This window comes from Pseudomonas fluorescens (assembly GCF_004683905.1).
In the GTDB taxonomy this organism is placed as follows: domain Bacteria; phylum Pseudomonadota; class Gammaproteobacteria; order Pseudomonadales; family Pseudomonadaceae; genus Aquipseudomonas; species Aquipseudomonas putida_A.
This window is the reverse complement of record NZ_CP038438.1, coordinates 4,797,359-4,823,487: the sequence shown is the minus strand read 5'-3', so window position 1 is coordinate 4,823,487 and position 26,129 is coordinate 4,797,359. Positions and strand designations below refer to the sequence as shown.

The 26,129-nt window shown below is 59.1% G+C and carries 27 protein-coding genes; 9 read left to right on the top strand and 18 right to left on the bottom strand.

The window, feature by feature from the left end; all coding sequences use genetic code 11:
* Positions 1-474: 474 nt before the first annotated feature.
* The 4 genes from glpD to E4T63_RS22170 all read right to left on the bottom strand — a co-directional run bounded on the left by glpD (position 475) and on the right by E4T63_RS22170 (position 5,759).
* Complete coding sequence (gene glpD / locus E4T63_RS22185; RefSeq protein WP_135296467.1) at positions 475-2,010, bottom strand: glycerol-3-phosphate dehydrogenase; 1,536 nt, start codon at positions 2,008-2,010, stop codon at positions 475-477.
* Positions 2,011-2,332: 322 nt separating this feature from the next.
* Positions 2,333-3,088 (bottom strand): DeoR/GlpR family transcriptional regulator, encoded by a 756-nt coding sequence (locus tag E4T63_RS22180; protein WP_007916700.1) that lies wholly within the window; start codon positions 3,086-3,088, stop codon positions 2,333-2,335.
* A 238-nt stretch (positions 3,089-3,326) separates the two neighbouring features.
* Positions 3,327-4,829: a glycerol kinase GlpK gene (gene glpK / locus E4T63_RS22175; protein WP_095136946.1), complete on the bottom strand. Its 1,503-nt coding sequence runs from the start codon at positions 4,827-4,829 to the stop codon at positions 3,327-3,329.
* Between the two features lie 78 nt (positions 4,830-4,907).
* Positions 4,908-5,759, bottom strand: a complete 852-nt coding sequence (locus E4T63_RS22170; protein ID WP_027612073.1) for an MIP/aquaporin family protein — start codon at positions 5,757-5,759, stop codon at positions 4,908-4,910.
* Between the two features lie 362 nt (positions 5,760-6,121).
* Between E4T63_RS22170 and ybaK the strand changes: the two genes are divergently transcribed.
* Together ybaK and E4T63_RS22160 are read left to right on the top strand one after the other, a co-directional pair.
* Complete coding sequence (gene ybaK, locus E4T63_RS22165) at positions 6,122-6,592, top strand: Cys-tRNA(Pro) deacylase (protein ID WP_003227741.1); 471 nt, start codon at positions 6,122-6,124, stop codon at positions 6,590-6,592.
* A 95-nt stretch (positions 6,593-6,687) separates the two neighbouring features.
* Entirely contained in the window at positions 6,688-7,470 is a 783-nt protein-coding gene (locus E4T63_RS22160; RefSeq protein ID WP_135296466.1) for a PhzF family phenazine biosynthesis protein, read from the top strand.
* Positions 7,471-7,591: 121 nt separating this feature from the next.
* On the opposite strand, the gene E4T63_RS22155 is transcribed toward E4T63_RS22160, so the two are convergent.
* Positions 7,592-8,701, bottom strand: a complete 1,110-nt coding sequence (locus E4T63_RS22155; RefSeq protein ID WP_096795147.1) for an ABC transporter ATP-binding protein — start codon at positions 8,699-8,701, stop codon at positions 7,592-7,594.
* The gene (argF, locus tag E4T63_RS22150; RefSeq protein ID WP_047296204.1) at positions 8,698-9,618 is read right to left on the bottom strand and encodes an ornithine carbamoyltransferase; all 921 of its coding nucleotides are present in this window, start codon (positions 9,616-9,618) and stop codon (positions 8,698-8,700) included. Before argF ends, E4T63_RS22155 begins: the two co-directional genes overlap by 4 nt.
* Before the next feature lie 403 nt (positions 9,619-10,021).
* On the opposite strand from argF, the gene E4T63_RS22145 reads away from it, so the two are divergent.
* The 3 genes from E4T63_RS22145 (at position 10,022) to grxD (ending at position 12,991) form a co-directional block, all read left to right on the top strand.
* Entirely contained in the window at positions 10,022-10,312 is a 291-nt protein-coding gene (locus E4T63_RS22145) for a hypothetical protein (RefSeq protein WP_135296465.1), read from the top strand.
* A 134-nt stretch (positions 10,313-10,446) separates the two neighbouring features.
* Entirely contained in the window at positions 10,447-12,552 is a 2,106-nt protein-coding gene (locus E4T63_RS22140) for a molybdopterin oxidoreductase family protein (protein WP_135296464.1), read from the top strand.
* 97 nt (positions 12,553-12,649) lie between these two features.
* Complete coding sequence (grxD, locus tag E4T63_RS22135) at positions 12,650-12,991, top strand: Grx4 family monothiol glutaredoxin (RefSeq protein ID WP_003227729.1); 342 nt, start codon at positions 12,650-12,652, stop codon at positions 12,989-12,991.
* A 132-nt stretch (positions 12,992-13,123) separates the two neighbouring features.
* Here grxD and bfr read toward each other — a convergent pair whose 3' ends face one another.
* Complete coding sequence (gene bfr, locus E4T63_RS22130) at positions 13,124-13,597, bottom strand: bacterioferritin (protein WP_003227727.1); 474 nt, start codon at positions 13,595-13,597, stop codon at positions 13,124-13,126.
* 200 nt (positions 13,598-13,797) lie between these two features.
* A complete protein-coding gene (locus E4T63_RS22125) occupies positions 13,798-14,016 on the bottom strand; it encodes a bacterioferritin-associated ferredoxin (protein ID WP_003227725.1) in 219 nt (72 codons plus the stop codon).
* 313 nt (positions 14,017-14,329) lie between these two features.
* Here E4T63_RS22125 and E4T63_RS22120 point away from each other — a divergent pair, with 313 nt between their 5' ends.
* Complete coding sequence (locus E4T63_RS22120; protein WP_007963972.1) at positions 14,330-14,932, top strand: peroxiredoxin; 603 nt, start codon at positions 14,330-14,332, stop codon at positions 14,930-14,932.
* A gap of 74 nt (positions 14,933-15,006) precedes the next feature.
* Here the strand turns inward: E4T63_RS22120 and rnt are convergent, their stop codons facing one another.
* Together rnt and pyrC are read right to left on the bottom strand one after the other, a co-directional pair.
* Positions 15,007-15,684 (bottom strand): ribonuclease T, encoded by a 678-nt coding sequence (gene rnt, locus E4T63_RS22115; RefSeq protein WP_135296463.1) that lies wholly within the window; start codon positions 15,682-15,684, stop codon positions 15,007-15,009.
* A complete protein-coding gene (gene pyrC, locus E4T63_RS22110) occupies positions 15,681-16,727 on the bottom strand; it encodes a dihydroorotase (protein ID WP_047296199.1) in 1,047 nt (348 codons plus the stop codon). The genes rnt and pyrC overlap by 4 nt, the downstream gene beginning before the upstream one ends.
* Before the next feature lie 160 nt (positions 16,728-16,887).
* Between pyrC and E4T63_RS22105 the strand changes: the two genes are divergently transcribed.
* Positions 16,888-17,796: a flagellar protein MotY gene (locus tag E4T63_RS22105; RefSeq protein WP_098965368.1), complete on the top strand. Its 909-nt coding sequence runs from the start codon at positions 16,888-16,890 to the stop codon at positions 17,794-17,796.
* A gap of 129 nt (positions 17,797-17,925) precedes the next feature.
* Entirely contained in the window at positions 17,926-19,143 is a 1,218-nt protein-coding gene (locus E4T63_RS22100; RefSeq protein WP_027612065.1) for an argininosuccinate synthase, read from the top strand.
* A gap of 150 nt (positions 19,144-19,293) precedes the next feature.
* On the opposite strand, the gene E4T63_RS22095 is transcribed toward E4T63_RS22100, so the two are convergent.
* Entirely contained in the window at positions 19,294-19,998 is a 705-nt protein-coding gene (locus tag E4T63_RS22095; RefSeq protein ID WP_098965366.1) for a hypothetical protein, read from the bottom strand.
* A 505-nt stretch (positions 19,999-20,503) separates the two neighbouring features.
* Between E4T63_RS22095 and E4T63_RS22090 the strand changes: the two genes are divergently transcribed.
* The gene (locus tag E4T63_RS22090; protein ID WP_003227711.1) at positions 20,504-21,130 is read left to right on the top strand and encodes a response regulator transcription factor; all 627 of its coding nucleotides are present in this window, start codon (positions 20,504-20,506) and stop codon (positions 21,128-21,130) included.
* 87 nt (positions 21,131-21,217) lie between these two features.
* On the opposite strand, the gene E4T63_RS22085 is transcribed toward E4T63_RS22090, so the two are convergent.
* The 7 genes from E4T63_RS22085 to E4T63_RS22055 all read right to left on the bottom strand — a co-directional run bounded on the left by E4T63_RS22085 (position 21,218) and on the right by E4T63_RS22055 (position 26,070).
* The gene (locus E4T63_RS22085) at positions 21,218-21,397 is read right to left on the bottom strand and encodes a PA3496 family putative envelope integrity protein (protein WP_027612063.1); all 180 of its coding nucleotides are present in this window, start codon (positions 21,395-21,397) and stop codon (positions 21,218-21,220) included.
* Between the two features lie 107 nt (positions 21,398-21,504).
* Entirely contained in the window at positions 21,505-22,143 is a 639-nt protein-coding gene (nth, locus tag E4T63_RS22080) for an endonuclease III (protein ID WP_003227707.1), read from the bottom strand.
* Complete coding sequence (locus E4T63_RS22075; protein WP_135296462.1) at positions 22,140-22,721, bottom strand: Rnf-Nqr domain containing protein; 582 nt, start codon at positions 22,719-22,721, stop codon at positions 22,140-22,142. Before E4T63_RS22075 ends, nth begins: the two co-directional genes overlap by 4 nt.
* Complete coding sequence (locus tag E4T63_RS22070) at positions 22,718-23,323, bottom strand: RnfABCDGE type electron transport complex subunit G (RefSeq protein WP_098965363.1); 606 nt, start codon at positions 23,321-23,323, stop codon at positions 22,718-22,720. The genes E4T63_RS22075 and E4T63_RS22070 overlap by 4 nt, the downstream gene beginning before the upstream one ends.
* A complete protein-coding gene (locus tag E4T63_RS22065) occupies positions 23,320-24,303 on the bottom strand; it encodes an RnfABCDGE type electron transport complex subunit D (RefSeq protein WP_135296461.1) in 984 nt (327 codons plus the stop codon). Before E4T63_RS22065 ends, E4T63_RS22070 begins: the two co-directional genes overlap by 4 nt.
* Positions 24,290-25,504 carry an electron transport complex subunit RsxB gene (rsxB, locus tag E4T63_RS22060; RefSeq protein ID WP_135296460.1) on the bottom strand — a complete coding sequence of 405 codons (1,215 nt, stop codon included), beginning with the start codon at positions 25,502-25,504 and terminating at the stop codon, positions 24,290-24,292. The genes E4T63_RS22065 and rsxB overlap by 14 nt, the downstream gene beginning before the upstream one ends.
* On the bottom strand, positions 25,501-26,070 hold the full coding sequence (locus E4T63_RS22055; protein ID WP_134787224.1) for an Rnf-Nqr domain containing protein: 570 nt from the start codon (positions 26,068-26,070) through the stop codon (positions 25,501-25,503). Before E4T63_RS22055 ends, rsxB begins: the two co-directional genes overlap by 4 nt.
* Between the last annotated feature and the right edge of the window lie 59 nt (positions 26,071-26,129).

Below are 26,129 nucleotides of genomic sequence, written 5' to 3'. Positions count from 1 at the left end.
TTTTTTATGGGGCCAGTTCGTCGGCCCTTTTGTGCTTCGAATGCCTGACGGCTCCTGAAGTGTTGGCACGGCAGGCATTCGTCGAGAGAGTGTAGAGCATGAGTCGTGCCAGAGCAGTCGATAGTGGCTAATGGCTTGATTTATAAGGTGATTAAAGTTTTGTGTCGGTGTTTTTCGATGAAACTGATCCGGTTATCCGAATCGACCGGGAGGTCGCGTTCGGAAATCCGAACGATCTTTTAATCGCTGCCCTCATATTGATGATCGTTCGAGCCCACATTCCCTTGTGGCGAGGGGATTTATCCCCGATAGGTCGCGAAGCGGCCTTCTTTCAGCGCAAAGGCGAGGACCGCTTCGCAGTCCATCGGGGATAAATCCCCTCGCCACAGGGTTAGTGGCAGGCAAAGTAAGTCACGCAGCAAAAAGCCCCTGAATCTCTCAATTCAGGGGCTTCCGTTTTAAGTGATGTTCATATCACGCCGCTTCAATCTTGCGGTTCTGCTCGACCTTGCCCAGGTAGGCCGCCAGCTTCTCTTGCTCGGCCGGGGTGGTGAACAGGCCCAGCTTGCTGCGGCGCCACAGGATGTCGTGGGCGCTGGTGGCCCATTCTTCGCTGCACAGGTAATCGACCTCGCGAGTGTAGAGCCCGCCACCCATGTGTTCGCCCATGTCGGCGAGGGTTTCCACGCCTTCGAGCATGCGCCAGGTGCGGCTGCCATAGGTGGTGGCCCAGCGGCGGGCGATCTCGGTCGGGACGAAATCGAACTTGTCGCGGATCTGCGCGCTCAAGGCTTGCGGCGTAGTCATGTCTTCGCCGCCGGGCAGGGTCGCGGTGGCGGTCCAGCTCGGGCGCATCTGGGTGAAGTACGGCATCAACTGGGCCATCGCTGACTCGGCGAGTTTGCGGTAGGTGGTCAGTTTGCCGCCGAACACCGACAGCAGCGGTGCTTCTTCGCCACCGCCAGACAATGCCAGGGTGTAATCGCGGGTCACGGCGGACGGGTTGTCGGATTCGTCGTTGCACAGTGGACGCACGCCCGAGTAGCTGTGCTGGATGTCGTCGCGGCTGATCTGCTTCTTGAAGTGCGCGTTGACCACTTTCAGCAGGTAATCGGTTTCGCCGTCGGTGATTGCCACTTTCGCCGGATCGCCGGTGTATTCACGGTCGGTGGTGCCGATCAGGGTGAAGTGGTTCAGGTATGGAATGGTGAAGACGATGCGCTGATCTTCGTTTTGCAGGATATGCGCGTGATCGCCTTCGTACAGCTTCGGCACGATGATGTGGCTGCCCTGAATCAGGCGGATGCCGTACGGCGATTCCATTTTCAGGTCGTCACGAATGAACTTGGCGACCCACGGGCCGGCGGCGTTCACCAAGGCTTTGGCAGTGATCGAAAACAGGCTGCCGTCGGCGCGTTCCAGATTCAGGTGCCACAGGCCCTTGGCGCGGCGGGCGCTGACGCAACGGGTCTGGGTGTGTACGTGGGCACCTTTTTCCCGGGCGGCCATGGCGTTCAGAACGACGAGGCGGGCGTCATCGACCCAGCAATCGGAGTATTCGAAGCCCTTGGTGATTTCGCTTTTCAGCGCGCTGTCGGCACCGAACTTCAGGCTTTTCGAACCTGGCAGTTTTTCGCGCTTGCCGAGGTTGTCATAAAGGAACAGGCCGGCGCGGATCATCCACGCCGGACGCAGGTGCGGGCGGTGCGGCAGCACAAAACGCATCGGCTTGACGATGTGCGGCGCCTTGGCCAGCAGCACTTCGCGCTCGGCCAGCGCTTCACGCACCAGACGGAATTCATAATGTTCGAGGTAGCGCAGGCCACCGTGGATCAGCTTGCTGCTGGCCGATGAGGTGTGGCTGGCCAGGTCGTCCTTTTCGCAAAGGAACACCGAGAGACCGCGACCGGCGGCATCCGCTGCGATCCCTACGCCATTGATCCCGCCGCCAATTACGGCAACGTCGTAGATCTCGGAGATAGGGGGCGTACGCAAGGTAGATGTGGACATCGGCTGGCCTCGGGCTCTTTTGATTTTCTGTCTTGGAAATCGAACATAAATGTTCATTTGCGAAAATGGTAGCCCATAAAGACGCGCGCAGCCAGTCGCGTTCGATTGAAAAAACTCATCGAAGGGCGGCTAAAAGAAAATTTTCGAACATTATTGAGGTGGAGATGATCTTTGTGGCGAGGGGATTTATCCCCGATGGGCCGCGTAGCGGCCCCTCAATCAACTACCGTGGAGTCTCAGGCACACCGCATTGGGTGGTTTTAGGACTGCTTCGCAGCCCATCGGGGATAAATCCCCTCGCCACAGGGGATGTTGAACGGATTTAAACGACTTCCAGACGAATCTTGTGCTGGCTCAGCAGTTGCGCGAGTGCCGGCACTGGCTGCTGATCGGTCACCAGGCAGTCGATCAGGCTGATCGGACCGAGGCGGATCATCGCGTTACGCCCGAACTTGCTGGAGTCCGCCGCCAGAATCACCTGCCGCGCATTGGCGATGATCGCCTGCGACACGCGCACTTCCTGATAATCGAAGTCGAGCAGGCTACCGTCTTCGTCGATGCCGCTGATACCCACCAGTGCGAAATCGACCTTGAACTGGTTGATGAAGTCCACGCTCGCCTGACCGACCACGCCACCGTCACGGCGCACGTTGCCGCCGGTCAGCAGCACATCGAAATCATCCTTGGCACTGAGCATCGAGGCGACGTGCAGGTTGTTGGTGATGATCTTCAGATGGTTGTGATTGAGCAGGGCGCGGGCAATCGATTCGGTGGTGGTGCCGATGTTGATGAACAGCGAGGCGTGATCGGGGATCTGCGCGGCGATGGCTTCGCCAATGCGTTGTTTTTCGTCGCGCATCTGGTCGGCGCGCATCGCATAGGCGGTGTTTTCGACGCTGGAATCATAGGCCGCGCCGCCATGGTAGCGACGCAACAGATTGGCTTCCGCGAGCTGATTGATATCGCGGCGGATGGTTTGCGGGGTAACAACGAACAGCGTGGCCATTTCCTCGATGCTCACATAGCCGCGTTCGCGGACCAGCTCGAGGATTTGCTGCTGACGGGGAGGCAGATTCATGGAGCTTCCTTTGGGCTGCCGTGCAAAATTTGCCCATGATGACGCAGGAATCTCCTCCCGACCAGTTTCCAAACAACGTGAAAGCTACTGCGCTCGGCAATCCTGCGTTAAAAACAGGCTCGGACTGCTCATTTACAAACCCGTAAACTCCGCGTCCTCGCCTGTTTTTGCCTTGTCTTGCCTTCGCTCGCTACGCTTTCACGCTGTTTGGACAGCTTAAGTCAGTCTTCAGACTGGCTTATTCAGCGTCTTCACGCGCCCAGTCACGGGTGCGGCTGACGGCTTTTTTCCAGCCTTTGTACAGCTTTTCTTTCTCGACTTCTTCCAGGCTCGGTTCGAACTCACGCTCGATCACGGCCTTGCCGCGCAGTTCGTCGAGGCTGCCCCAGAAACCACACGCCAGACCGGCCAGATACGCTGCGCCCAGCGCGGTGGTTTCGCGCATTTGCGGACGCTCGACCTGGGTGCCGAGGATGTCGGCCTGGAACTGCATGAGGAAGTTGTTCGCGACCGCGCCGCCGTCCACGCGCAGGGCCTTGAGGCGTTCGCCGGAGTCCTGTTGCATGGCGTCGAGTACGTCGCGGGTCTGGTAGGCGATCGATTCCAGCGCGGCGCGGATGATGTGATCCACGCGCACGCCGCGCGTCAGACCGAACAGTGCACCGCGGGCATACGGGTCCCAGTACGGAGCGCCCAGACCGGTGAAGGCCGGTACCAGGTACACACCGTTGCTGTCCTTCACTTTATTGGCGAAGTATTCGGTGTCGTGAGCGTCGTTGACGATCTTCAGTTCATCGCGCAGCCACTGCACGGTCGAACCGCCGTTGAACACCGCGCCTTCCAGGGCGTAAGCCACTTCGCCACGCGGGCCGCAAGCGATGGTGGTGAGCATGCCGTGTTGCGATTTCACCGCTTTGTCGCCGGTGTTCATCAGCAGGAAGCAGCCGGTGCCGTAGGTGTTTTTCGCCTGGCCCGGCTCGACGCACATCTGGCCGAACAGTGCCGCTTGCTGGTCACCGGCGATACCGCCGATGGCGATGCCGCTCTTGGTGCGACCGTAGATTTCCGAAGAGGCTTTGACTTCCGGGAGCATTTCGCGCGGGATGTCGAGGATTTCCAGCATCTTCGAATCCCACTCCAGCGAATGGATGTTGAAGAGCATGGTGCGCGAGGCGTTGGTGTAGTCGGTGACGTGTACCTTGCCGCCGGTGAATTTCCAGATCAGCCAGCTATCGACGGTGCCGAACAGCAGTTCGCCATTGCGCGCACGCTCGCGGCTGCCTTCGACGTTGTCGAGGATCCACTTCAGCTTGGTGCCGGAGAAGTACGGGTCGGTAACCAGACCGGTGTTGTCGCGGATGTACTCTTCGTGGCCATCGCGCTTGAGCTGCTGGCAGATCTCGGTGCTGCGGCGGCACTGCCAGACGATGGCGTTGTACACCGGACGACCGGTGGTCTTGTCCCAGACCACCGTAGTTTCACGCTGGTTGGTGATACCGATGGCGGCGACCTGATCGTGATGCAGGCCGGCCTGGGCCAGTGCTTCAACCATCACCGCGCTCTGGGTCGCAAAGATTTCCATTGGATCGTGCTCGACCCAACCGGCTTGCGGGTAGTGCTGGGCGAATTCGCGCTGGGCGGTGCAGACCACGTTCGCATCGCGGTCGAAAATGATCGCGCGGGAGCTGGTCGTACCCTGATCGAGGGCAATGATGTAGTTCTTATTCTGAATGTCGGTCATGTCGATTGCCTTGGACGAAATAAGGGAGAGTGGGCCGGGGCGCGGGCTCTAAAAGGGCAGGAGCCCGCGCCGACTGTTTCAAGAAGTTCTTGGTTTGCCGTCAATGGCCGGTTCTGCATCCTTTGTAGCAGGTGTGGCACCGGTCAGGTGACGGGCGATGAGCCCGCGATACCCGGCAGCGCCGAGGCAGGCACCGACAATCGGTGCAAAAATCGGAATCAGGAAGTACGGAATATCGCGGCCGCCAGTGAAGGAAATTTCACCCCAGCCGGCGAAGAAAGTCATCAGTTTCGGACCGAAGTCACGCGCCGGGTTCATCGCAAAACCGGTCAGCGGGCCCATCGAGCTGCCGATCACGGCGATCAGCAAGCCGATCAGCAGCGGAGCCATCGGGCCTTTCGGCAGACCGTTGTTATCATCGGTCAGGGCCATGATCACGCCCATCAGGATCGCGGTGATGATCATCTCGACCAGGAATGCCTGAGCGGTGGACAGTACCGGATTGGGGAAGGTCGAGAACACCGAGGCCAACTCAAGGCTGGCGGCGGTGCCACGCACCATGTGGTGAGTTTGTTCGTAATCGAAGAATAGATTGCTGTACAGCGTGTACACCAACAGCGCACCGCAAAACGCGCCGGCGATCTGCGACAGGATATAGAACGGCAGTTTGCGCTTTTCGAAGTCGGCGAAAATGCTCAGGGCAATGCTCACGGCGGGGTTCAGATGCGCGCCGGAAACCCCGGCGGTCAAGTAGATCGCCATGCTCACGCCGACGCCCCAGATAATGCTGATTTCCCACAGACCGAAGCTGGCGCCCGCGACTTTGAGCGCGGCGACACAGCCAGTGCCGAAAAAGATCAGAAGTGCAGTCCCCAGAAACTCGGCCAGGCATTGGCCGGAAAGCGATGGTTGCTGTAAAGCAGTTGTCATTGAAAACCTCGATTTTTGTTGTTGTCTGGCGCGTTTGCCGTCAGGGCAAGGCGCGATTTTCGCCGAGGCAGGATCCCCATCCTGTTCCCGGTTTACTGCTGGGTGCTGCGGTGATGATAATTCTTACATTATTCAGATTCGAAAAAATATAGACAAGAAACAAACCTGTCAAAGGTCGAAAGTGAACCATCGGTCACAATTAAACTATCAGCCTGCTGAATGATCCTGCGGAAGATGGCGGCGATAGTCCGGCGATTCGCCTGCAACGCCCGGAAAACGGGGCTCGCGCTAGAGCCTTTTGCGAGATGATGGCCTAGAATCCGGCGCAGGATTTTTCTGTTGATGCCGAGCCTGGAGCTGCCATGACCCCTGCGTTGGACTTGTTGAAAAAAGTTCGTGCCGAACATCGCGTGCACAGTTACGAACATGACCCCAAGGCCGCGTCCTATGGGCTGGAGGCCGCCGAGAAACTGGCGCTGGAGCCGGCGCAGGTGTTCAAGACGCTGCTCGCTGCCAGCGAAAAAGGTGAATTGCTGGTGGCGGTGGTGCCGGTCGTCGGAAGTCTTGATCTCAAAGGTCTGGCACACGCGGCGGGCGTCAAGAAAGTCGAAATGGCTGACCCGGCTGCGGCACAGCGTTCCACCGGTTACCTGTTGGGCGGCATCAGTCCGCTGGGGCAGAAGAAGCGTCTGCGCACCTTCATCGATAACTCGGCCCAAGGCTTTGCGACTATTTATGTCAGTGCTGGCCGACGTGGCCTGGAAGTCGAATTGGCGCCGGCGGTTCTGGCTGAACACACCCAAGCCAAATTTGCCGACATCGGTCGTGCATGAACTTGCGTTCTGTATGAAGAAAATTGCCCGGTTCTGTCACTGGCGCTGAGCGCAGCGTGGCTGCATGCTCTGCCGACTCACTCAGGGAGAAGGTTATGCAGCTCGAATTTCATCAGGTTGATGCGTTCAGTGATCGGCCGTTCAGTGGCAACCCGGCGATGGTGTATCGGCTCGATGCATGGCTCGCGGACGATTTGATGCAGAAGATCGCCGCCGAACACAATCTGGCAGAAACGGCGTTCGTGGTGCGCGAAGGTGCAGCGTGGCACATCCGCTGGTTCACCCCGACCACCGAGGTGCCGCTGTGCGGGCATGCCACACTGGCCAGCGCCTATGTGTTGTTCGAGGTCTACAAGGAAACTACCGAGCGGCTGGACTTCATCTGCAAGTCCGGGCCGCTTAGCGTCAGCCGCGAGGGCGATCGCCTGTGGCTGGACTTCCCGTCGATTGTGCCGTCAGAAATTGGCGTGACGCTGGATGTCGAGCGTGCGCTGGGCGTCGAGGCGGTGGATGTGCTCGGTTCCAATGAATTGTTTGTGGTGCTGGAGTCGGAGCAGGCAGTGCTCGACTGCACGCCGGACATGGTAGCGCTGGCGAAACTGCCGTGGCTCGGCGCCATCGTGACGGCGCGCGGCAATCATCACGATTTCGTCTCGCGCTACTTCGCCCCGGCAATCGGCATCAACGAAGATCCGGTGACCGGCTCGACGCATTGCAGCCTGATTCCGTATTGGTCGAAACGTTTGGGCAAATCCAGTTTGACCGCGTGCCAGCGTTCGGCGCGGGGCGGGGAGTTGTTCTGTCGGCTGGAGGGGGAGCGGGTGAAGATCGGCGGGAATGCGACGCTGGTGGCAAGCGGCACGCTGATCCTGGGTTGAACCCAAAACCAACTGTGGGAGCGGGCTTGCTCGCGAATGCGGGGTGTCAGACGACCTCTTCGTTGACTGACACAGCGCATTCGCGAGCAAGCCCGCTCCCACAGTTTTGATCCGGGGCGGATCAGAGTGCAGCGCTGTAGCGGCGGACGCCGTTTTCCACCGCCGGGATTTGTGCCGCGGTACTGCCGCTGGCCTGGAACAGGACAAGGTGTTCGGCGGCGACGCGAATCCCCACCTCCGCCCCCACCTGATGGTCGGCATGGCTCGGGAAGATCGATTCCAGCTGCGCACCGGTCGGCAGTTGCAGGCGATACAGGGTCGAGGCACCCAGGAAAGTCTTGCCGACGATCCGCGCTTTCAACCCGCTGTCCGGCGCATAAACGATGTCATCCGGACGCAGCAATACATCCACCGCACCGCCCACCGGCCAGGTGTAGGCGCGGTTGCCGCGCAGTTCGCCGAGTTCGGTCTGCACCGACTCCGGGCTGCCGAGCTGGCCGCGGATGAAATAACCCTGACCGATGAAGCTGGCGACAAACGGCGTCGCCGGCTCATGGTAAAGGTTGTAGGGCGTATCCCATTGCTCCAGGCGACCTTCCTTGAATACACCAACGTGATCGCTGACGGCGAAGGCTTCTTCCTGATCGTGAGTCACCAGAATCGCGCTGGTGCCACGGGCCTTGAGGATGTCGCGCACTTCGTGGCTGAGCTTGCGGCGCAGCTCGCCATCGAGGTTGGAGAACGGCTCGTCGAGCAGCAGCAGTTGCGGCTCCGGCGCCAGGGCGCGGGCGAGGGCAACGCGCTGCTGCTGGCCGCCGGAGAGCTCGTGCGGGAAGCGTTTGCCGAGGTTCTTCAGGTTGACCAGTTCCAGCAGCTCCTCGGTGACGCGCTCCTTGTTCGGGTGCTTGCGGATGCCGAAGGCAATATTGTCCGCGACGCTCAGGTGCGGGAACAGCGCGTAATCCTGGAACACCATGCCGATTCGGCGTTTCTCCGGCGCCAGGGTGAAACCGGCGCTGGAAATGGTTTCACCTCCCAGGGTGATTTCACCTTCGTGCACCGGTTCGAAACCGGCAATCGCGCGCAGGGTGGTGGTCTTGCCGCAGCCGGACGAGCCGAGCAGGCAGCCGATGTCACCGGCGTTGAGGTGCAGATTGAGGTTCTGCACCACGCGTTGATCTTGATAGCCGCAAGCGAGGTTGCGCAGGTTCAGCAGTAATTCATGGCTCATGCGTGGTGATATGCCGGTTCGACGAGGAACTCGAGCAGGGCCTTCTGTGCGTGGAGACGGTTTTCTGCCTGATCCCAAGCGACGGAGCGCGGGTCATCAAGCAGGTCGAGGCTGATTTCTTCACCGCGGTGCGCCGGCAGGCAGTGCATGAACAGCACATCTTCGGCCGCCAGATCGAGCAGGGCGCGGGTCACCTGAAACGGAGCGAACAACTTCAGGCGCTTGGCAGTTTCCTCTTCCTGACCCATCGAAGTCCAGACATCGGTGCTCACCAGATGCGCACCGCGCACGGCATCCTGCGGATCACGGACGATGGTCACGCGATCGCCGGCGCGGGCGACAAATTCCGGATTAGGCTCGTAGCCCTGCGGGCAGGCAACGCGCAACTGGAAGTCGAACTGGATCGCCGCTTCTATATAGCTGTTGCACATGTTGTTGCCGTCGCCGATCCAGGCCACGGTCTTGCCCTGGATCGAGCCACGGTGCTCAAGGAAGGTCTGCATGTCGGCCAGCAACTGGCACGGGTGCAGGTCATCGGACAGGCCGTTGATCACCGGCACGCGCGAGTTGGCGGCGAATTCGGTCAGGGTGCTGTGGGCAAAGGTACGGATCATCACCGCGTCGAGCATGCTCGACATGACGATGGCGCAGTCGCCGATCGGCTCGCCACGGCCCAGCTGGGTGTCGCGTGGCGAGAGGAAGATCGCCTGGCCACCGAGCTGGATCATGCCGGCCTCGAAGGAAATCCGGGTACGGGTCGAGGACTTCTCGAAGATCATCCCCAGGACGCGGTTTTTCAGCGGCTCGAACAGTACGCCGCGGTTACGCAGGTCCTTGAGCTCAACGCCTCGACGGATCACGCTGACCAGCTCTTCGGGCGTGCAATCCATCAGGGAGAGAAAGTGCCTTGCGCTCATCATTGACTACCTTTTTGCTACAGACCGCAGATGCTCAAAGCCTTGTTTAACGGAACAACGGGCGAGACCTGCGGCGTAAGCCGCACGGGGCGACGAAATTGGGGAAGGCGCGATATTGACACTAAATGTCGCGTTACGCCAATAGGCTACGGTTTTTGCGGGATTCGGAGGGCGCACGGGATGTTGCAGTACGCATGTGAAGCCGGGTTCAGGACAACAGCTAGCCTCTTTGTACACCGGCCTCGCGGGGCTTGGCAATGCGGCGTGGCGGGGATCACGTCGACCAGGTCGGTTTACGAGCGTGGCGCCATGCCATCACTTGGTCGGATGCTCAGACTGAAACATTTGCTAAAGCAAAGTGCTGGGTTATAAATAAGTTTCGAGCGACGCAGGAAGCTTCCGCATGGAATCGAAAGAAAAACTGTTAATGGAACTGCTGGGCCACACAGCTCGCTCACTGACCCATCTCACCGCGTCGGTCACTTCGATGTCTTTCGAGCTGCTGCGCAGCGAGGACGAAGTGGTCAAGGCTGCCAGTCGCCAGATGATCGACCGCATGGCGACCATTAGTGCCGGGCTCGACGAGCACTGGCGGTTGATCGGCGAACTCACCGGCGTGCACGTTGCCCACGAGCAGATCGAAACCATTCAGGAAATTCAGTTGGCCGCGCCGCCGCAGCTGCCGTCGAACTGAGCATGGCGGTGTATCGGCTCGCCTGATAACCGTCGATTCACAAGACGAACGTCGCTGGCGCAGGATCTGCGCCGGGGCCATAGTTTTGTTCCCGCGGGCCTGATTGCCTGCCCAGAACAAGACAGAGACTGGCCATGACCAAGACTCTCCATCACCGTGCCTGCCACCTGTGCGAAGCCATCTGCGGCCTGACCATTGAGACCACCGAAACCGATGGCAACGTCGCGATCACCTCGATCAAGGGTGACGCGCTCGACACGTTCAGTCGCGGGCACATCTGCCCCAAGGCCGTAGCCCTGCAAGACATCCAGAACGATCCCGACCGCCTGCGCCAGCCGATGCGCCGGGTCGACAGCGAATGGCTGCCGATCGAGTGGGACGAGGCCTTTGCGCTGGTGGCCGAGCGTCTGGCGGCGATTCAAGAGCGTCACGGGCAGAATGCGGTGGCGGTCTACCAGGGCAACCCGAGCGTGCACAACTATGGGCTGATGACCCACAGCAACTACTTTCTCGGCCTGCTGAAGACGCGCAATCGCTTCTCGGCGACTTCGGTCGATCAGTTGCCGCATCACCTGAGCAGTTACCTGATGTACGGCCATGGCTTGCTGCTGCCGATCCCGGACATCGATCACACCGATTTCATGCTGATCCTCGGCGGCAACCCGCTGGCATCCAACGGCAGCATCATGACCGTGCCGGATGTCGAGAAACGCCTGAAGGCGATTCAGGCGCGCGGCGGCAAAGTGGTGGTGGTCGATCCCCGGCGCAGCGAAACGGCAGCTATCGCCGATCAGCACCTGTTCGTGCGGCCTGGTGGCGACGCGGCGCTTTTGTTCGGGGTGCTCAACACCTTGTTCAGCGAAGGTCTGACCCGTGACAGCCACTTGCCGGTTGATGGCCTTGATGAAGTGCGCGCAGCCGTCGCAACCTTCACTGCCGAAGCCATGAGCCCGCTGTGTGCGGTGCCGGCCGAGCAGATCCGCCAACTGGCACGGGATTTCGCGGCGGCACCGAGCGCGGTGTGCTACGGGCGCATGGGCGTTTCAACGCAGGCGTTCGGCACCCTGTGTCATTGGCTGGTGCAGTTGATCAATCTGGTCACCGGCAACCTCGACCGGGTGGGCGGAGCGTTGTGCACAGAGCCAGCGGTGGATCTGGTGGCATCGACCTCGGGCGGGCATTTCAACAAATGGCAAAGCCGGGTCTCCGGGCGACCCGAGTACGGCGGCGAGTTGCCGGTGTCGGCGCTGGCCGAAGAGATGCTCACCGAAGGCGAAGGGCAGATTCGCGCACTGATCACCGTGGCCGGCAATCCGGTACTGTCGACTCCGAACGGCCGGCAACTGGAGCAGGCGCTCGATGGTCTGGAGTTCATGCTCAGCATCGACCTGTACATTAACGAAACCACGCGTTACGCCGATCTGATTCTGCCGTCGACCTCGGCGCTGGAGAACGATCACTACGACACTACTTTCAATCTGTTCGCGGTGCGCAACGTCACTCGCTTCAACCGGGCGATTCTCGCCAAGCCTGAGGGCGCATTGCACGACTGGGAGATCTTTGTCGGCCTGGCCAAGGCGTTTGCCGAGAAGACCGGCAAGGAGCTGAAACCGACGATGCCGCCGGCGAAGATGATCGACATGGGGCTGCGCATGGGCCTGTATGGCGATGCGTCCGAGCAAAAGCTGTCATTGGCGACATTGTTCGATCATCCGCACGGGATTGATCTAGGGGCGTTGAAACCGAATCTTGCAGCTCGCCTCAAGACGCCAAATCAACGGGTGCAGGCTGCGCCGCCGGAAATTCTCGCCGATCTCGCACGCTTTGCGGCCTTGCAGGCGCCGGCGGCCGATGAGCTGCTGATGATCGGCCGGCGCCATGTGCGCAGCAACAATTCGTGGATGCATAACTATCATCGTCTGGTGAAGGGCAAGCCACGGCATCAATTGCTGATGCACCCGGATGACCTCGCCAGCCGTGGGCTCAACGATGGTCAGTTAGTTCGCGTCAGCTCGCGGGTAGGGCAGATCGAGGTCGAGGTGCTCGGCAGTCTGGACATGATGAAGGGCGTGGTCAGCCTGCCGCACGGTTGGGGACATGCTCGGCCGGGCGTGCAAATGGCAATCGCCAGTGGGCAGCCGGGATCGAGTGCCAACGACCTGACCGATGAATGCCAGCTCGACGAGTTGTCGGGTAACGCCGCGCTCAATGGCGTGCCGGTGACGGTGGCAGCGGCCTGAACGAGACCGTCGGGGAGACCGAGCATGGCGCTCGGGATTCCGTTACAATGCGTCACCGTGCCGACCCATGAGTCGGAAAGTTCAGCCGAGGTGCTCCATGGATATCATCGAAACGATTAAAGAGCAGATTGCCAACAACACCATTCTGCTTTACATGAAAGGCTCGCCGAATGCCCCGCAGTGTGGCTTCTCCGCGAAAGCTGCGCAGGCTGTAATGGGCTGTGGCGAGAAGTTCGCCTACGTCGACATCCTGCAGAACCCGGAAATCCGCGCCAACCTGCCAAAGTACGCCAACTGGCCGACTTTCCCGCAACTGTGGGTCGGCGGTGAGCTGGTCGGCGGTAGCGACATCATGGCTGAAATGTTCGCCAACGGTGAGCTGCAGACTCTGGTCAAGGAAGCATCGGCCAAGGCTGCTGCGGCCAAGTCCGAAGCCTGATCCGGTTTTTGTGGGAGCGAGCAAGCTCGCTCCCACAGGGATCTGCATCTGATCCGGGATTTGCCAATAAAAAGCCCCGCATCTCGAAAGAGGGCGGGGCTTTTTAGTGTCGCGAATTCAGCGGGCGCTTATTTACTCTTCGCCCATCTGCGATTGCAGATAGTTCTCAAGACCGACTTTATCGATCAGGCCCAGTTGGGTTTCCAGCCAGTCGATATGCTCTTCTTCGGATTCGAGAATGTCTTCGAGCAGTTCACGGCTGCCAAAGTCGCCAACCGATTCGCAATGGGCGATGGCGGCTTTCAGATCGGCGTGGCCGGTCTTCTCGATACGCAGGTCACATTCCAGCATCTCCTGGGTGTGCTCGCCGATGTGCAGCTTGCCCAGATCCTGCACGTTCGGCAGGCCTTCGAGGAACAGAATGCGCTTGATCAGCTTGTCCGCGTGTTTCATCTCGTCGATGGATTCGTGGTACTCGTGCTTGCCCAGCTTGTTCAGGCCCCAATCTTCATACATGCGTGCATGCAGGAAGTACTGATTGATCGCGACCAGTTCATTGGCAAGGATCTTGTTGAGATGCTGGATGACTGTAATGTCGCCTTTCATGATGGGAGTCCTGCCCTGTATTAGCTGTATATAAGGCGGAGTTTGAGCTTGGTACTTATAAGTGTCAAACCTAAGTTATTGAATAATAAATGAAATTAAATCTGAATAAGAATGTTTGTGTTCCGCGTCTAACGCCTAAGCGCTTGATTTGCGGGCATAAAAAACCGGACATATGCCCGGTTTTTTGAAATGGGGGGTAATTATGCCGCCGTAAATTCTACAGGGTAGGGGATCGCAGCCTGAGCGGTTTGCAGCTTGGTCAGGGTTTCGCGAACCACTTCCTTGGCAAGGCACGCACATTTGCCGCATTGGCTGGCGACGCCGGTGGCTTGGCGGACTTCTTTGTAGCTGCAGCAACCTTCATAGATCGCTTCGCGGATTTGTCCGTCGGTGACGCCAGTGCAGAGACAAACATACATAAGTGAGAACCGTCGCTGGTTGTGACTCAATTGCGATGGATCTTAATGTTAACGAGAATGATTGTCAAAGTGCTTTCTGAATGGTTTTCGATCGAAAGGCCGGTCACTGACGAACGGTGATTAATGGCGAATTGCCTGGCCCCGAAAATGCTGGTCCGTTATCCGCCTTGGGCAAAAAACCGTTAAGGACAGGCGAAAAACGCAGTGTATGATGGTCGGCCCTTGCGAAGAGGGTTCGTGTCACAGGGCTGTCGCCTCAAGGTGGCAGGCTGGCCCGGGCCCTGAACTTCAAGTTATTCACCAGGAGATATCCATGAGCGTACTCGTAGGCAAACAAGCCCCAGACTTCACCGTCCCGGCCGTACTCGGCAATGGCGAGATCGTTGACAGCTTCACCCTGTCCTCGGCCATCAAAGGCAAATACGGCCTGGTGTTCTTCTACCCACTGGACTTCACCTTCGTCTGCCCGTCCGAGCTGATCGCTCTGGACAACCGCATGGCCGACTTCAAGGCGCGCAACGTGGAAGTGGTTGCCGTGTCGATCGACTCGCACTTCACCCACAACGCCTGGCGCAACACTCCGGTCAACAACGGCGGCATCGGCCAGGTGAAATACACCATGGCTGCCGACATGAAGCACGAAATCGCCAAGGCCTACGACGTTGAGTCCGAAGGCGGCGTGGCTTTCCGTGGCGCGTTCCTGATCGACGACAAGGGTGTTGTTCGCTCGCAGATCATCAACGACCTGCCGCTGGGCCGTAACATGGAAGAGCTGATCCGTCTGGTCGACGCGCTGCAATTCCACGAAGAGCACGGCGAAGTCTGCCCTGCCAACTGGAAAAAAGGCGACAAAGGCATGAACGCTTCGCCAGAAGGCGTTGCGGCTTACCTGACCGAGAACGCTGCTGCCCTGTAAGGCGCAACGTCGCGGTACAAAAAAACCGGCCCATGTGGCCGGTTTTTTTATGCGCGGGAAATACCCGACGAGGATCAGTCGTCGAAGTCTTCCCAGCCGCCCATCTGTTTCCAGCGGTTGACGATGCCGCAGAACAGCTCGGCAGTCTTCTCGGTGTCGTAACGCGCCGAATGCGCTTCACGGCCGTCGAAGTCGATGTCCGCTGCCTGACAGGCTTTGGCCAGGACGGTTTGACCGTAAGCCAGACCGGCCAGCGTCGCGGTGTCGAAGCTGGAGAACGGGTGGAACGGATTGCGCTTCATGTCCAGACGCGCAACCGCAGCATTCAGGAAGCCGAGGTCGAAGCTGCTGTTGTGGCCGACCAAAATCGCGCGCTTGCAGCCGTTGGCCTTCAGCGCCTTGCGCACGCCGCGGAAGATGTCGGTCAGCGCGGTTTCTTCGCTGACGGCCATGCGCAGCGGGTGATCGAGCTTGATCCCGGTGAACTCCAGCGCCGCCGCTTCGATGTTGGCGCCTTCGAACGGCTCAACGCGGAAGAAGTAGGTGTGGTCCGGGTAAACGAAACCCTTTTCATCCATGGTGATGGTGGTCGCGGCAATCTCCAGCAGAGCGTCGGTGGCCGAATTGAAGCCACCTGTCTCTACGTCGACGACAACCGGCAGGTAACCGCGAAAACGCGCTGCCATTGGATGACGGGAACCGCCGCCGCCACCTTGACCGTCCAGTTCGTCGTCGAAATGGTCTTCACTCACGCGTGTTCCTCCAGCAGGCGCCAGCGCAGTTTTTCACCGGCGCGCAGCGGGATAACGTTCAGCTCGCCGAATGGCAGGCTGGTCGGGGCGGTCCATTCTTCGCGAACCAGGGTGATGCGATCGGTGTTGGCCGGCAGACCGTAGAAGCGCGGGCCGTTGAGGCTGGCAAACGCCTCGAGCTTGTCCAGCGCGTTGCGCTGTTCGAAGGCTTCGGCATACAGCTCGATGGCGGCGTACGCGGTGTAGCAGCCGGCGCAGCCGCAGGCGGCTTCCTTGGCATGCTGGGCGTGCGGCGCCGAGTCGGTGCCGAGGAAGAACTTCGCGCTGCCGCTGGTGGCGGCGTCGAGCAGGGCTTCCTGATGGGTATTGCGCTTGAGGATCGGCAGGCAATAGAAGTGCGGCCGGATCCCGCCCACCAGCATGTGGTTGCGGTTGTACAGCAGGTGATGCGCGGTGATGGTGGCGCCGACGTTGGCCGAAGCCTCGTTGACGAACTGCACCGCGTCGCCGGTGGTGATGTGTTCGAACACCACTTTGAGCGTCGGGAAACGCTCGACCACACGGCGCATGTGCTCATCGATGAAGATCTTTTCGCGGTCGAAGACGTCGACATCGCCACGGGTGACCTCGCCGTGGATCAGCAGCGGCATGCCGACTTCAGCCATGGCTTCCAGCGCCGGGAAGATCTTGTCGATGCTGGTCACCCCGGAATCGGAGTTGGTGGTGGCGCCGGCCGGGTACAGTTTGGCGGCGTGCACGAAACCGCTGGCCTTGGCCTCACGAATTTCTTCGGGCTGGGTGCGGTCGGTGAGGTACAGCACCATCAGCGGTTCGAAGCGACTGCCGGCCGGTCGGGCAGCGAGAATCCGCTGGCGATAGCCGTCGGCTTCAGCGGCGTTGCGCACCGGTGGTACCAGGTTGGGCATGATGATGGCGCGGCCAAAGGTGCGCGCAACATCGGCAACGGTATTGGTCAACACGGCACCATCGCGAAGATGAATGTGCCAGTCGTCGGGACGCAGCAGGGTCAGGCGGTCGGACATGAGGGGATTCCAGGCGGGTCAAACTGAGGGGAATGCTACCGGAAAAGACTCTTGCAGGCACCCGCTATCAAGTTTTGCAGGAACCTTCCGATATCCCGTAGGTATGCCGTAAACATAGTGTGAATCGGTCTTTGTGTTACAGAAGCCAATGGAGCCTCCCGTGCGCCAGCGATATTTAGCCTTGCTCAGTGTGTTTGCCAGCCTCCCCGCGATGGCGCTGACCTACCAGACGCGTCTGGAGAACATTGAGTGGACGGTCGAGGGCGACAAGTTCGAGTGCCGCCTGACCCAGCCGATCACCGATTTCGGCTCGGGCCAGTTCGTGCGTAAGGCCGGCGAACAAGCGATATTCCGCCTCAATGCCTACAACGCCATGCTCGGCGGCGGTTCGGCGACGTTGCTTGCGGCGGCGGCGCCATGGCAGCCGGGGCGCAACGACATCAACCTGGGCAGCGTCAGGATCGGCACCGGCAACGTGCTGTTCAACAGTTCGCAATCCCAGGCCGGCGGGCTGATCAGTGGTTTACTCGACGGTCGCAGCCCGGTGGTGCGCCGTGCGTCCGGCGATGGCCGGGTTTCGGAAGTGCGTCTGCTGCCGGTGAAGTTCAGCAAAGCGTTCAATGATTACCAGACGTGTGTGGCGAAGTTGCTGCCGCAGAATTTCGATCAGGTGAAGCAATCGCAGATCGGCTTCCCCGGCGAAGGCACCGATCTGGATGCCGCCGCCAAAGCCAGGCTGCAGGTGATGCTCGAGTTCATGAAGGCCGATCCGACGGTCAATCACATCGAACTGGATGGCTATTCCGACAACAGCGGCAACCGTCTGACCAACCGTGAGCTGTCGCGTCGTCGCGCGCTGGCGGTGGTCGACTTTTTCAAGGCCAACGGCATCGCCGAATCGCAGATCACCGTGCGTTTCCACGGCGAGCAATACCCGCTGGTGCCGAACAACAATGCGGCCAACCGGGCGAAGAATCGCCGGGTCAGCGTGAAGCTTGCACGAGTGGCGCCGACTACCGCGCCAGCACCGCAAGCCAGCACACCTGCCAACGCTGCGGCGACTTCCTGACCCGCCGGTCATCGTCGCGCTGTCGACAGATTCTGTCGCTTTGTCGTCTTAAGCTGTCGCGCCTCTGTAAATTATCGGATTTGAGCGGTAGACTCCTCGGCTTTCCGTAGAACCCCGTGGAGTGATGGCATGGCGGACGTAAACAAGGTCGTTCTGGCGTATTCCGGCGGCCTGGACACTTCGGTGATCCTCAAGTGGCTGCAGGATACTTATAACTGTGAAGTGGTGACCTTCACCGCTGACCTGGGTCAGGGCGAAGAGGTCGAGCCGGCTCGCGCCAAGGCTCAGGCCATGGGCGTCAAAGAAATCTACATCGACGACCTGCGCGAAGAATTCGTGCGTGATTTCGTGTTCCCGATGTTCCGCGCCAACACCGTTTACGAAGGCGAGTACCTGCTGGGTACTTCCATCGCACGTCCGCTGATCGCCAAACGCCTGATCGAAATCGCCAACGAAACCGGCGCCGACGCCATTTCCCATGGTGCCACCGGCAAGGGCAACGACCAGGTGCGTTTCGAACTGGGTGCCTACGCACTCAAGCCTGGCGTGAAAGTGATTGCCCCTTGGCGCGAGTGGGACCTGCTGTCGCGCGAGAAGCTGATGGACTACGCCGAGAAGCACGCGATCCCGATCGAGCGTCATGGCAAGAAGAAGTCCCCTTACTCGATGGACGCCAACCTGCTGCACATCTCCTATGAAGGCGGCGTGCTGGAAGACACCTGGACCGAGCACGAAGAAGACATGTGGCGCTGGACCGTCTCCCCGGAGAAGGCTCCCGACACCCCGCAATACCTGGAACTGACCTACCGCAACGGCGACATCGTCGCGCTGGACGGCGTCGAAATGACTCCGGCCACCGTACTGGCAACGCTGAACAAGATCGGTGGCGCTCACGGTATCGGTCGTCTCGACATCGTTGAAAACCGTTACGTGGGCATGAAGTCCCGTGGCTGCTACGAAACCCCGGGCGGCACGATCATGCTGCGCGCGCACCGCGCCATTGAATCGATCACTCTGGATCGCGAAGTCGCTCACCTCAAAGACGAGCTGATGCCGAAATACGCCAGCCTGATCTACACCGGTTACTGGTGGAGCCCGGAGCGTCTGATGCTGCAACAGATGATCGATGCTTCGCAGGTCAACGTGAACGGTGTGGTTCGCCTGAAACTGTACAAGGGCAACGTGATCGTTACTGGCCGCAAGTCCGACGATTCGCTGTTCGACGCCAATATCGCGACCTTCGAAGAAGACGGCGGCGCCTACAACCAGGCCGACGCGGCGGGCTTCATCAAGCTCAACGCGCTGCGCATGCGCATTGCTGCCAACAAAGGCCGCAAGCTGTTCTAAGCCTTGCAGGGCTGTAAAAATGGCGGCTTGTCTCAATGACAATGCCGCCATTTTCTTTTCTGTGTTTGTCTGACGTTAATCCAGAGCTTTGGTCATTGCCGCCAACTCCAGCATTTTCTTGAATGTCCACTTCAGGCATCTACTCTGCGCTCATGCTCCTCTCAAAACCGTGGTGCTTTGTGTGCTCACGTTGTAAGCAACGAGAAGTTTGGCGCCTCCGCTTTTTTTCGACTGTTTGATAAGGCTCGGGATAATTTGCTTGAGCAAAACGTCGCAGGCAGAGTCGGTCAAAAATACCACTGCTTTGGCTGAGTGTTTGCCAAGATGCGGAAAGTGTTCTGCCAGCGCATTGAACGCCTGTGCGCTACTCAACCGACGTACGTCTATGGCGCACAATGTGCCGATGGATTTAGGCAGCTGAATGTTGTGCTCAATCCACGGTCGCTCCGGGCAGGATTTGTCAGCGCTGCAAGGAGGGAGTTGCCTGAGGTCAACGCTATGTACAGACAACGTCCACTCCAATCCGTTGGCAGCTGATACTTCACCTACCACAGACGCTCTTGCTGGAGGCGAACAGGAGTGGAGCTCGGGCTGTTTCAACTCCTCGAAACTTTTTAGAAAACTGTCGTCCTTATCGAAGTCCGAGGGCGCATAGAGCGAACGGTAGTTGAAGTTCAGCGTTAAAAAGAATAGCAATAGCAAGTAAAACGGAAAGCTGATCAGGAACCAGATGTAGACTTCTCTTTCGGCGTTATCAAGAAAGGGTAAGGAAATGGCAGCCGATGATTCGGAAATAAATGCAAATATCGCAATTACAGTCATGGGGTTGGTTATTTTTCTTCTGATTTTTATCATGGAATGTGCTCATTAATTATGTATTTCCAATACGTATGTTGAGTTGTTTTGTATGGGGTGTTGCAACTTGCTGGTCGAGATAATTTTTATATTAAATGATAACGCTTGGATAGAAGTATCTTGTTTCAGATGTTGATTTATCAAAGTGTTTTTGATTGGTTTTACGTTGTTTTTTTCAACTTATAAGCTGCCGGGGCTGGCGCTGTGTAGCGATGTGCAGTCAATGGATTATCGCGTTTTTTCAGCCGCTCGCTGAGCCGTCTGCCTCGAAAGTAGAGTTCGCGTGGCTCTAAGGACGACATGTTTTTTGCGTCGATGTGAAGGCCAGAAGATACGTCATCCCATTTGAAAATCGCCTGTATGGGTTTTTTTGTAGGAATAATCTTTATTTGCTGTAGGGAATGTCTTTTGCTGGGATTGCAATGAAACTCTCTTGTGCCATGTCAGAAGTGACTGGGCTATTGTGCGTGCTCTAAAAATTCGAACAGCGAAACTGGACTTGCCCATGAATAAAGTGCTGATCGTGGATGATCATCCCGTCATTCGTCTTGCTGTGCGTATGCTGATGGAGCGTCATGGCTACGAAGTCATTGCAGAAACGGATAATGGTGTGGATGCTTTGCAACTTGCGCGTGAACAGATGCCGGATATCGTTATTCTGGATATTGGAATACCGAAACTCGACGGTCTTGAAGTTATTGCGCGTCTGAACTCGACACCCATGCCGTTGAAAGTACTGGTGTTGACCTCCCAGGCACCGGGTCATTTTTCAATGCGCTGCATGCAGTCAGGTGCTGCGGGTTATGTATGTAAGCAACAGGATTTGACTGAGTTGCTCAGTGCGATCAAAGCGGTACTGTCCGGCTACAGCTATTTTCCAAACCAGGCCCTGCACACCGTGCGTACCAGTCTTGGTAATGCCAGTGAGGCCGATATGGTGGATCGCCTCTCCGGGCGGGAAATGATGGTGTTGCAGCAATTGGCGCGTGGCAAGACCAACAAGGAAATCGCCGACGGCATGTTTCTCAGCAACAAGACGGTCAGCACTTACAAGACCCGTCTGTTATTGAAGCTCAATGCCCGCTCGCTGGTGGACCTGATTGAATTGGCACAACGCAACGGACTGGTCTGATGATCAGAAATACCGATGGGGCATGGGCCGCTCAGTGTCGGATTCAGCAGAAAGTAAAAAGCCTCCGGTTCGGGAGGCTTTCAAGTGTCAGAGATCAAAATCGTAATCGGCCAACTGCTTTTGCAGTCGGCGCTCCTCAAGCAGGTTATCGATGGTGCGACGTTTACTCAGATTGGTCTTGGCGACCTCGACCACCGGTTCGGCGTCGTCGGTATCCACAACGGTAAAATCTTCATCTACGTCCAGTTGTTCTTTGCTGTCAGTCATAAGGTGAACTCCAGGCTAAGACTGCCTTTGGCGCCCCTTATATCGATATTCCTGCTGCGGGTAAAAAAGATTTTTTCAATCGAAGAATCAATTATTCCAATAGCCAATCAATCGTCCGAGGTTTTGTGTTTGTACTCACACAAATCTTCGATGCGGCAGCTGCCACAGCGTGGCTTGCGCGCCAGGCACACATAGCGACCGTGCAGAATCAGCCAGTGGTGGGAGTCCAGCAGGTAGTCTTTTGGCACAAACTTCATCAGCTTCTTTTCCACTTCAACCACATTTTTACCCGGGGCAATGCCGGTGCGGTTGCTCACGCGAAAAATGTGCGTGTCGACCGCCATGGTCAACTGGCGAAAAGCGGTATTGAGGACCACGTTGGCCGTCTTGCGACCGACGCCGGGCAGCGCTTCCAGTTCTTCACGCGTCTGCGGGACTTCGCCATTGTGCAACTCGACCAGCATGCGACAGGTCTCGATCACGTTTTTCGCTTTGCTGTTATAGAGGCCGATGGTCTTGATGTATTCGGACAGCCCTTCGACGCCCAGCGCGTGGATCGCCGCCGGGGTATTGGCCACCGGGAACAGTTTGGCCGTAGCCTTGTTGACGCCGACGTCGGTTGACTGCGCCGAAAGAATGACCGCGATCAACAACTCGAACGGTGAGGAATAGGCCAGCTCGGTCTTCGGCTCGGGATTGTCTTCATGAAGTCTGCGGAAAATTTCCAGACGTTTGGCGGCATTCATGGGTGATGTGTTTCCTTGGAGAGAGCGGTCGAGCGGGTCCAGGCCTGGCGGGCGGCGAGCAGTAGTCCGAGCACGATGAAGGCGCCGGGAACCAGGGTGAGCAAGTGCAGCCCGTCGCTGAACAGAACCAGGCCTTGCCAGTGTTCCGACAGGCCACGGCCGATGTGGCCCTGACCGAACAGTTCACGCAGTACCGCCAGCGCCAGTAGCAGCCCGCTCGACAGGCCAAAAAACGTCAGGCGCAGGCCAAATGCCTGACGAAAGAATCCATTGTATTCCAGCACTACGCATTGCAAGGCGATCAGCCCGGCATAGATTCCGATGGACTGTTGCCACTGCAACGCCCAGCGCTGCGCGAGGATATTGGCGCAACTGGTCAGGGTGGCGGCCAGCAGCAGACTGGCCAGCATCAGGTTGTTGCCAGACAACCGTGAGCGCAGCGGGCCGATGCATGCGCCGTAAACCGCCACCACAACGCTCGACATCAACAGCATGCCCAGCGCGCCAGCCAATGTCGCGCTGGTGCCAAGCAGCAGCATCAGCATCAACGTGTTTGTCAGATTCGTTGGCCGGATCATGATCCGCTCCCCAGCAAGGTTGCGCGGTGCTCATCAAAGTAACGCAGGGCGTCATGAATGGCATTGACGGTGGCCCGGGAAGTGACGGTTGCCCCGGCCAGTTGATCGAACTGTCCCTGATCTTTTTTCAGCGCCCAGCCTGCGTCGTCAGGTGCGTTGCGTGATTTACCGGTAAAAGTCGCCAGCCAGTGGTTCGGCCAGTCGCCGATAAGTCCGCCGAGCGCCGGGGTTTCGTTGTGCCGCAGGGTTTTTACCCCCAGCAGTCTGCCGTTGGCATCGATGGCGATCAGCAGTTCGATAGCGCCGGCATAGCCCTCGGTCTGGGTACGCAACAACACTGCCACTGGCTGACCGGATTTGCTTGCGCGGTAACCAGCCAGCAGCGTGCTGTGGCTCAACGTTGTATCAGTCAGCGCCAGCGGCTGCTCCAGCGGCTGATTGTCGTAGGCATCGGTCGCGAGTAGATCCAGCAATTTGCGGCTGTCGAGCAGGCGTTGCTCGCTGGCAATCTGCGGCGCACTGGCGCGCTGCACGACATAGGTCAGGCCGAGACCGGCACCGGCCAGCAGCACAAGCGCCACGAAAGCAGCTGCGCGGCTCATGATTGCACCTGCGTCTGGCGGGCAGCGGCAAAACGTTCCAGAGCCGGTACACACAGATTCATCAGCAACACGGCAAACGCGACACCGTCCGGGTAGCCGCCCCAGGTGCGGATCAGGTAGGTCAGCAAGCCGACACCTACGCCGAACAGCAGCCGGGCCAGCGAACTTTTGGCGCCGGATACCGGTTCGGTAATGATGAAAAAGGCACCGAGCATGGTCGCGCCGCTCAGCAGATGAAACAGCGGCGAGCCGTGGGAATCCGAACCCGAACCGTTCCAGCAGAGCAGGCTGACGAAAAACAGGCTGGCCAGCATGCCAACTGGCGCTTGCCAGGCAATCACCCGGCGCTGCAATAAAAACAGTCCACCGGCGAGAAACGCCAGATTGATCCACTCCACGCCGCGTCCACCGAAACGGCCGAATGCCGGATTGGCCGCGAACAATTCATCCATGGTCAGACTTTTGTTGATGCGCAGGCTGTCCAGCGCGGTGGCTTGAACCCAGGCATCCGGGGCCTGACCCAGATTCAGGACCTGTGCAAAAGCGGCCTGCAGACTCATGCCATGCGCCGGCCAGTGGGTCATTGGCTCCGGGAACAGCAGCATCGCCAGGGCGAAACCGAGCATGGCCGGATTGAACGGATTCTTGCCGATGCCACCGTATAAATGTTTGCCGAACAGCAGGCCCGAAGCCACCGCCGTAACTGTCAGCCACCATGGGCAATAGGGTGGCAGGGCGGCGGCCAGCAGTGTCGCGCTGACCAGTGCGCTGCCATCGCTGAGCGTTGGTTGCAGTGGCTGTCGGCGCAGGCGGGCGACACCAGCCTCGATCAGCAGCGCGGTGCTCGCCGCCAGGATCAGGTTGATCAACACGCCCCAGCCGTAGAACCAGAACAACGCCAACAGCCCCGGCAGCGTGGCCAGCAGCACCCGCTTCATCGCCTGTTGCAGGCGATCATCCGGTGCCTCACGGGGCGACATGATCTTGCACCTGACGCTCGGCGGCCTGCAGGCGAGCGCGGGCCTTGTCGAGGACTTCGCCCGGCGTGTCGGCGCGGCGTTCGAGTTTGTTCAGGTCGGCGCGGGCGTAGGCCAGTTCGGTTTTCAACTGGCGGAGCTGATTGTCGATCGGGCGCTTTTCCACCCGCACCAGGTCAGGCGCAGGCTGCTCGCTCGCCGTCTCGGCGGCGTGTAGGGCTTGCTCGGCATCACGCAGTGCCTGTTCCAGCGTGGCAATTTGCTCGGCTGGCGCTTCGGCGGTCTGGGCCTTTTTCAATTCGGCGCGCCGCATCGCCAACTGGATTTTCGCCCGTTTCAGGTCGGCGTCTTTCGCCGGAACCGGGGCCGCAGCGGCTGGAGCGGTGGCGGCGCTGCTTTCGAGTTTCGCCAACGCCTGTTCGGCGGCTTCAAACTGTTGTTGCAACACGATCAGTTGCGATTGCTGTTCGAAGGTCGGCGGATGGCCGAAGGCTTTCAGCGATTTGTGCAATTGCGCGCGGCTCATGGCGACATCGATCTTGGCTTTTTTCAATGCCGCGTCGGCGGTTGCGGCTTTCTGCGCGCGCACCCGTTCCAGAGCGGCCTGTACCGGATCGAGAGTAACCACCGCCGGTTGCGCTGCACGCTGCGCCCGGGCTTCGCGCTCAGCCTCTTTCTGCTGTTCCTCGCGTTGCAGGCGGGCGTTGCGGCGTTCAAAACGCTGGCGCGCATGATCGCGTTTGGCCGCGCGTGCGCGCTGCTCTTCAAGGCTCAACGCCAGGCCACCGACCACCGGCAAGGTGCCGAGCGGCAGTGGATGCATTTCGATGCAGTCCACCGGGCACGGCGCCACGCACAGGTCGCAACCGGTGCATTCGTCGATCAGTACGGTGTGCATCAGTTTCGCCGCGCCGACGATGGCGTCGATCGGGCAGGCCTGGATGCACTTGGTGCAGCCGATGCACTCGGCCTCGCGGATGTACGCCACTTGTGGCGGTGCCGAGCCACGGCTGACGTCCAGTTCCAGCACCGGCACGTTCAACAGTTCAGCCAGGGCGGCGACGGTTTCGTCACCGCCGGGCGGGCACTTGTTGATCGGTTCGCCATCGACGATGCCTTGCGCATACGGCTTGCACCCGGGGTGGCCGCATTTGCCGCATTGGGTCTGCGGCAGGAGGGCATCGATGAGTTGAATCAGACTCATGTTTTGATCAGTCCACTGAATCCGAGAAAAATCACTGCGATCAGTCCGGCGCCGATCAGGTCGATCGGCAAGCCGCGAAAGGGCAGGGGAATGTCGTTGTCCGCCGTGCGTTCACGCAAGTCGCTGAACAGGCTCAGCACCAGCCAGAAACCCAGCCCGGCGCCGATGCTCAGCGCTGTTGCTTGCAGCAGGCCGCGATCATTTTGCGCGTTGATCAAGGACAGCCCCAGTACGCCGGCATTACCCAGCAATAGCGGCCACAGTCCGTCGAACGGCCAGTCTGGCAGCGCACGAGCCAACAGCTTCAGCAGCGGCGCGATCAGCAGCACGCTGAGCGGCAAGAATACAAACAGCTGCAGTGCCTGCAATTGCAGCGGCACCAGTAGCCAGTGCCAGAGCACGTACCCGATGAAGCCGACGCTCAGCATCAGGCACGCCGTCGCCAACCCCAGCGCATGCACCTGGCGCCGACTGCCGGCCAGCAGCGGATCGACACCCAGCGGCCAGTGCAACACGAAGTTGTTGAGCAGGGCGGCACTGATCAGCGTAAGTGCAAGTTCGGTCATGGTTCTGCCGGCAGCAACGGGCGAGTGTCACTTAAGGTTAGGCATTATCCGGCACCCGC

Coding starts and splice junctions, on each gene's coding strand:
- pyrC (WP_047296199.1), bottom strand. CDS start 16,727: ATGTCCGACCGCCTGACCCTGCTGCGTCCCGACGACTGGCACATTCAT.
- E4T63_RS22140 (WP_135296464.1), top strand. CDS start 10,447: ATGACCAAGACTCTCCATCACCGTGCCTGCCACCTGTGCGAAGCCATC.
- E4T63_RS22065 (WP_135296461.1), bottom strand. CDS start 24,303: ATGTCGCCCCGTGAGGCACCGGATGATCGCCTGCAACAGGCGATGAAG.
- grxD (WP_003227729.1), top strand. CDS start 12,650: ATGGATATCATCGAAACGATTAAAGAGCAGATTGCCAACAACACCATT.
- argF (WP_047296204.1), bottom strand. CDS start 9,618: ATGAGCGCAAGGCACTTTCTCTCCCTGATGGATTGCACGCCCGAAGAG.
- E4T63_RS22090 (WP_003227711.1), top strand. CDS start 20,504: ATGAATAAAGTGCTGATCGTGGATGATCATCCCGTCATTCGTCTTGCT.
- E4T63_RS22145 (WP_135296465.1), top strand. CDS start 10,022: ATGGAATCGAAAGAAAAACTGTTAATGGAACTGCTGGGCCACACAGCT.
- E4T63_RS22085 (WP_027612063.1), bottom strand. CDS start 21,397: ATGACTGACAGCAAAGAACAACTGGACGTAGATGAAGATTTTACCGTT.
- glpD (WP_135296467.1), bottom strand. CDS start 2,010: ATGTCCACATCTACCTTGCGTACGCCCCCTATCTCCGAGATCTACGAC.
- E4T63_RS22180 (WP_007916700.1), bottom strand. CDS start 3,088: ATGAATCTGCCTCCCCGTCAGCAGCAAATCCTCGAGCTGGTCCGCGAA.
- E4T63_RS22075 (WP_135296462.1), bottom strand. CDS start 22,721: ATGATCCGGCCAACGAATCTGACAAACACGTTGATGCTGATGCTGCTG.
- E4T63_RS22125 (WP_003227725.1), bottom strand. CDS start 14,016: ATGTATGTTTGTCTCTGCACTGGCGTCACCGACGGACAAATCCGCGAA.
- E4T63_RS22055 (WP_134787224.1), bottom strand. CDS start 26,070: ATGACCGAACTTGCACTTACGCTGATCAGTGCCGCCCTGCTCAACAAC.
- E4T63_RS22120 (WP_007963972.1), top strand. CDS start 14,330: ATGAGCGTACTCGTAGGCAAACAAGCCCCAGACTTCACCGTCCCGGCC.
- ybaK (WP_003227741.1), top strand. CDS start 6,122: ATGACCCCTGCGTTGGACTTGTTGAAAAAAGTTCGTGCCGAACATCGC.
- E4T63_RS22095 (WP_098965366.1), bottom strand. CDS start 19,998: ATGATAAAAATCAGAAGAAAAATAACCAACCCCATGACTGTAATTGCG.
- nth (WP_003227707.1), bottom strand. CDS start 22,143: ATGAATGCCGCCAAACGTCTGGAAATTTTCCGCAGACTTCATGAAGAC.
- bfr (WP_003227727.1), bottom strand. CDS start 13,597: ATGAAAGGCGACATTACAGTCATCCAGCATCTCAACAAGATCCTTGCC.
- glpK (WP_095136946.1), bottom strand. CDS start 4,829: ATGACCGACATTCAGAATAAGAACTACATCATTGCCCTCGATCAGGGT.
- E4T63_RS22160 (WP_135296466.1), top strand. CDS start 6,688: ATGCAGCTCGAATTTCATCAGGTTGATGCGTTCAGTGATCGGCCGTTC.
- E4T63_RS22070 (WP_098965363.1), bottom strand. CDS start 23,323: ATGAGCCGCGCAGCTGCTTTCGTGGCGCTTGTGCTGCTGGCCGGTGCC.
- E4T63_RS22155 (WP_096795147.1), bottom strand. CDS start 8,701: ATGAGCCATGAATTACTGCTGAACCTGCGCAACCTCGCTTGCGGCTAT.
- E4T63_RS22100 (WP_027612065.1), top strand. CDS start 17,926: ATGGCGGACGTAAACAAGGTCGTTCTGGCGTATTCCGGCGGCCTGGAC.
- rsxB (WP_135296460.1), bottom strand. CDS start 25,504: ATGAGTCTGATTCAACTCATCGATGCCCTCCTGCCGCAGACCCAATGC.
- E4T63_RS22170 (WP_027612073.1), bottom strand. CDS start 5,759: ATGACAACTGCTTTACAGCAACCATCGCTTTCCGGCCAATGCCTGGCC.